Below are 2,507 nucleotides of genomic sequence, written 5' to 3' on the forward strand. Positions count from 1 at the left end.
TTCCAGAAGATAGCACTGTTGTGCAATCAAGCGCCGTACCAAACACCTATATCGCAGCAGGAACATCCCTAGCAAAAAGCTATGATCTAGAAAGCCTATGGGTCACTGCCAACGTCGATGAAACAGACATCAACAAAGTAAAAGTCGGCCAAGAAGTCGATCTATATGTAGATTCCTATCCAGATACCGTACTAACAGGAAAAGTAGACAGCTTAGGCCTTGCAACAGCAGGAACCTTCTCCCTACTGCCAAGCAACAACAGCTCAGGAAACTATACAAAAGAAACACAAGTCATTCCCGTAACCATCACTATCGACAATTACGGCGGCCTAAAACTAATCCCAGGTATGAACGTTTCCGTAAGAATTCATAAGTAGGTGATGGATATGACCACATACATCACAAGCTATATTATAGGAAGCATTCTCCTCCTACTCATCATCAATCTTTTTTTTCGAAAAAAGAAAACAGTAGGTAAACAAGAAAGCGTCATTGATGACGGTAAGAGGGATAACGACATACAGCCATCCCTTGAAAAATCGGATTTAGTCGAACCGGTAGAATCGTCTAAGGAAGCAGATGTGGAAGAAGTTTCTTCCGAACAAATCGAAGCTGTCGAAACGAAGATGGAGAGTTCAACAACAGCTGAAGCCGCAGAACCATCTGCGGAATCCATTAAATCAAAAGCTCCTTATAAACCATTGGAAACTACCGAGGAAATCAATCGCGGCAAAGTAATTGTCGCTCTTATGCTCGGAGCATTTGTTGCGATTCTGAACCAAACTCTATTGAATGTGGCCATTCCACATATTATGAACGATTTAAATGTTTCAACAAGCACCGTCCAATGGCTATCCACTGGATATATGCTGACAAATGGTGTGTTTATCCCAATCACCCCATTTTTGATTAATAAACTAGGAACAAGGAAATTACTTATTTCCGCGATTTCTGCCTTTACCATTGGTTCGATTGTGTGCGCCACCTCTGTTGGATTTTCGATGCTTTTAATTGGACGCATCATCCAAGCAGCTGGAGCTGGTTTATTAATGCCACTTTTGATGACCGTCTTTTTAATTATTTTCCCGCCAGAAAAACGGGGAACAGCGATGGGAATCATGGGCGTTGTAATGATTTTCGCCCCTGCCATTGGTCCAACTTTATCCGGTTGGTTAATTGGCCATTATTCTTGGAGAGTATTATTCGATCTTGTTATCCCAATAGGCATTCTCGATTTAATTATCGCCTTTATGTGGATGAAGGATGTAACGAAAGTGTCGAACCCAGTATTTGATACGATCGGCTTCATTACTTGTACCGTCGGCCTAGGCTCCTTGCTTTACGGATTCAGTGAAGCTGGAAACAACGGCTGGGATAGCAGAGTAGTTGTTCTTTCTCTAGTAATTGGCGCTATCTTCTTAATCCTTTTCGTCTGGAGAGAGCTTACAACAGAAGCGCCAATGGTTGACTTGCGTGTATTCAAATACAGTATCTTTACCTTAACAACATTAATAAGCATGATTGTAAATATGGCCATGTTTGCAGCCATGCTGCTTCTGCCAATTTACTTACAGAACATTCGCGGCTTCACCGCACTAGATTCTGGATTATTAATGTTGCCAGGTGCGATCATCATGGGAATTATGTCTCCGATTGCCGGCAAGCTTTTTGACCGATTTGGCGCAAGACCGCTTGCGATCATCGGCTTAATTATCACGGTTCTCACGACATGGGGATTCACCCAATTAACGATGCAAACATCCTATGCTCATCTGATGATGCTCTATATTTTCCGGATGTTTGGTATGTCCTTTATTATGATGACCGTTATGACAGAAGGAATGAATCAGCTACCACTAAGCTTAACCAGCCACGGTACCGCTGTCTCCAATACAGCAAGAACCGTCGCAGGAAGCATCGGTACCGCCTTCTTAATTACAGTCATGACAAATCGCACAGCATTTCATTTAGATAACTATAACAACATTATCTCTTCTGCCAATCCATATATCGCAGAAAAGTTTGCACAGTTAGGTCAAGGTTTAGCAGGTCTTACTGGACTGCCAACAGGAGCTGGCCAAACACTGGCTATTTCTACTATCTATGGAAAAGCAGCACAAGCATCTACGATTAGCGGCATTAACGACGCATTTATGGTAGCAACGATTATTGCTAGTGTTGCATTGGTTCTATCGTTGTTTATACGTAGAGCGACTGCGAATTCGAAGGATAGTTAATAGGAAGCCCCAGAGCACCTTGTTGCTCTGGGGTTTTTGTGTGCGGGAAGGAGCGATGTCTTCTTTTGGTGAGTAGCTTTTGCTTAGGGTGGGGGGGTTTTGAAAACTAGCTTTTATTCGCTGGATGAACGCCACTTTCCTCTTGTTTTTTACACAATGTGGTTTTCATTCGTTGATGAACTCCATTTCTGCCTGGATTTTTACTCAATGTGGCTTTCATTCGTTGGATGAACGCCATTTCCTCCTTGCCTTTTACTCAATGTGGTTTTC

2 protein-coding genes are annotated in these 2,507 nt (G+C 42.6%); both read left to right on the top strand.

Translation table 11 applies throughout. The features are described from left to right. The coding region (locus tag RTL21_RS19680) for an HlyD family secretion protein (RefSeq protein WP_312098377.1) at window positions 1–377 on the top strand (377 nt) is incomplete at its 5' end. 9 nt (window positions 378–386) lie between these two features. Further along, window positions 387–2,237: a DHA2 family efflux MFS transporter permease subunit gene (locus RTL21_RS19685; protein ID WP_312098379.1), complete on the top strand. Its 1,851-nt coding sequence runs from the start codon at window positions 387–389 to the stop codon at window positions 2,235–2,237. Window positions 2,238–2,507 lie beyond the last annotated feature (270 nt).

Source organism: Niallia sp., from assembly GCF_031978665.1.
Taxonomy (GTDB): Bacteria; Bacillota; Bacilli; order Bacillales; family Cytobacillaceae; genus Niallia.

Coding starts and splice junctions, on each gene's coding strand:
- RTL21_RS19685 (WP_312098379.1), top strand. CDS start 387: ATGACCACATACATCACAAGCTATATTATAGGAAGCATTCTCCTCCTA.